This window comes from Marivita sp. (assembly GCF_051251565.1).
Lineage (GTDB): Bacteria > Pseudomonadota > Alphaproteobacteria > Rhodobacterales > Rhodobacteraceae > Marivita.
In genome coordinates this window covers 1-2,984 of record NZ_JBPOFB010000051.1, presented here as the reverse complement: position 1 = coordinate 2,984, position 2,984 = coordinate 1, and the positions used below count along the sequence as shown (strand labels likewise).

Annotated in this window: 4 protein-coding genes; all 4 read left to right on the top strand. The window is 59.7% G+C overall.

Features of this window, described 5'->3' with window-relative positions:
• A partial coding sequence (locus ACSHXH_RS19150; protein WP_435673399.1) for a bacteriophage T4 gp5 trimerisation domain-containing protein occupies positions 1-939 on the top strand: 939 nt, incomplete at its 5' end.
• Between the two features lie 10 nt (positions 940-949).
• Positions 950-2,023 carry a polymorphic toxin type 44 domain-containing protein gene (locus ACSHXH_RS19145; RefSeq protein ID WP_435673398.1) on the top strand — a complete coding sequence of 358 codons (1,074 nt, stop codon included), beginning with the start codon at positions 950-952 and terminating at the stop codon, positions 2,021-2,023.
• Positions 2,024-2,043: 20 nt separating this feature from the next.
• Entirely contained in the window at positions 2,044-2,466 is a 423-nt protein-coding gene (locus ACSHXH_RS19140) for a hypothetical protein (protein ID WP_435673397.1), read from the top strand.
• Between the two features lie 2 nt (positions 2,467-2,468).
• On the top strand, positions 2,469-2,783 hold the full coding sequence (locus tag ACSHXH_RS19135; RefSeq protein WP_435673396.1) for a PAAR domain-containing protein: 315 nt from the start codon (positions 2,469-2,471) through the stop codon (positions 2,781-2,783).
• Positions 2,784-2,984 lie beyond the last annotated feature (201 nt).

Sequence of the window (2,984 nt, the reverse complement as noted above, 5' to 3'; positions counted from 1 at the left end):
ATCGGCATGGAGGTCATCGTCGAATTCCTCAACGGAGACCCCGATTACCCCATCGTCACAGGATGCGTCTATAACGGACAGAACACGCCGCCATACCTGCTGCCGCACAACAAGACGATTTCAACCTTCAAGACCGACACCCATCAGGGCAGCGGCTTTAACGAACTTCGCTTTCAGGACGAAAATGGTCTTCAGGAGGTGTTTATCCACGCCCAGAAGGACCGCAACGAAAAGACCCGCAACAACCACACCGAACGGATCGACAACAACTGGGTGCAATCGATCGGCCACAACAAGGCGATCGAGGTCAGGAACAACCATGTCGAACAGATCGGTGGCAACCTGTCCCTGAGCGTCGGGCCCGGCGGTATCGGCCAGCTTGTCTCCCGCGCCTTTACCGGCATGACCGATGGCATCTCCAACCTGGGCTACAATCTTGGGGTTCCGGGGGGGGTTAATCCGGGCGAGGGCAACATGCATATCGCGGTGGAGAAATCCAAATCCGAAACCATCGGCACCGTGTCCCGCGCGCATGTCGGGATGGGATATTCGCTGACCGCCGGGCAGTCGATCGAAATGACCTCGGGGCGGACCTTTGGTGTCACGGTCGCCGAGAGGGCCTCCGAAGAGGTGGGCAGCACCAAGACCATCAATGTCGGTGAACGCTTCACGATCATCTGCGGCAGCACGCGGATCGTGATGCATGCCTCGGGTCTGATCAAGATGACTGGCACCGATCTGGATGTGCAGATGGCCAACACCATCACTATGGTGGCAGGCAGCGATATCACCCTGCATGCAGGCGGCAAGATGGATCTCGAGGCCGGCGAAAAGATCGATGCTGCGTCCCAGGTTGTGAACATCGATGCCGGTGCCGGAATGACCTTGCAGGCCGGGGGCAATCTTGACCTCTCCGGTCTTGTGATCAATCTGAATTGAGGAGGGAACCATGTCACAGAAATGGTTGGCAATCCGCTTCAGGCCACATGGCTCGCATCCGGTAAGCCATTCGGACCGCATCACGATCAAGGTCTATTTCGACGAAAACCCGGGGGACACTTCGGACCAGACCGGCAATGACGAGGGCAATCAATACACCGTGCCGTCGGAACATTCCTTTGTCATGGCAAGCGCCCAGGCCATTACCATCTGGTGCGCCATCACGGATGCCGAGTTCGATGCATCAAGCTACGAGCTGTTCGTCTGGGCCGAACCCTATGCCATTGCAGCCTTCAGCGCGTCTGGGGTCTCGGACAATCTTGCATTGGGGCGTCTCAAACTGGGGCGGACGCATGAGGACTACCGTGGTGTTGCTCCGGGGCCAGTGCCGCCCACCGCCAGCGTGACCGAAGGCGATGACGAGGTGATCGTCCACGAGGTCTTCCTGGCCAATTCGGTGGTGCAGTTCATCGTCGACGAGATCAACACCAATAGCGTGGCCAGTGACGTGGAGGAAAACGCGGATGACATTCAGCGTGTGCGTGATGCCATTTCGGAAGAACGTGAAAACCCGTCGCCGCCACCGCTACTCCCCTGGAGCGATACGGTTCTGGAGGATTTGCAGGAGCAGCTTGACGAAGAGATCGATGAGGCGCGCACCCGCCTTGGATACCGCACGCACAAGAACGAAGGGTTCCTTGGCGGAGCGCAGGACGCCTATTTCGCCGTGCAGAACTGGGGAAGTGGCGGCGGTGAATGGGATCACAAGCCGATCATCCGCCCTGTCTGGGGCGCGTTAAACCGGCTGGGCAACGCCCATGAGGTCTACTTCTATGACGGCTGGTCGAATATCCATTTCGGCTATATCGGCCGTCGGTTCGGGTTGTCGCTGCGGATGATCCTTGACGGGGCCGGACAGGCACAGGAGGTCGACAACCCGGGTGACGGCCAAGAGGGGGACGATCCTGCCGACGCGCAGGCGATCCGCGCCGGGTACAATCTGGCCGCCAGCACCTCTACCGTCACCCGGCAGAACATCATCAACATCCTCAATCAGCACCCGAATTGGGCCGGGCGCAGATGAGCAGGAAAGGGCGTAGTCTCATGGTCAGTATTTTCTGGGGTCTTGTCGGCATCGTGGCGCTGATCCTCATCTGGTTCGCGGCACAGGTGGGGCTTGCAAACCGCACTGCGGCGGGCGTGTTCGATGCCCCCTATTGCTGGCTGCGGCCGGGCGAGGATGTCACCAATCTCAAGGAGCTGTCCTTTGCCGGGACCGGGTTTTTCGTTCCAAACCCGGCACGACAGGTCAATCGGCGGCTTCTGGGTATCGGAATCGACGATGCAGAGGTGCGCAGCCCGCATTTCGCCATTCTCGCCTTCGGGGCTGATGGTACACCGCAGATTGCTGGCTGGAGCTATCGCCGCTTTGGCTTTTTCACGCAAGATCAGACAGTCCTGAGACAGTTCGTGTCACCGGACACGGTGGCTGCATGCCGCGCGGCGTTGACCACAGGGGAGGGCTGAGCATGCCACCGGCACATCGGCTGAGCGACATGAGTTCGGGGCACAAATGCATCGTCTGCAATGTCTTTTTTCATCCGCCGATGCCCGTTGTGCAGGGATCGCCCAATGTGAGTGCAAACACGCTTGCGGTGATGCGGGTCGGGGATATGTATGCCCCGCATTTCTGCCCGGTCTGCAAAGCGCCTCATCCACAGCTTCTTGCTGCGGGGTCGCGCTCGGTCTTTGTCAATGGCATCCCGGCAGGGCGGATCGGGGACCGTGTCGCTTGTGGCGGCCAAGCCCAGAGCGGATCACCCAACGTCGTTATCGGCGGCTGACCACGGATTGCGCGCCTGTGTCGGGCCACAGGCCGCGCCCGGCGCGGGCCATGCGAAAGACCTTGCCATTTTGCCCCCTGCGTCTGAAACTCAGAGCGCATGTTGCGGGTTTAATTTATTTTCAGAGGTGGTCGTTATGGCCGATACGTTTTTGCAGACGGGGCGCCGTGGGCGTCTGAGCACGGTATTGGGTGCGGATGT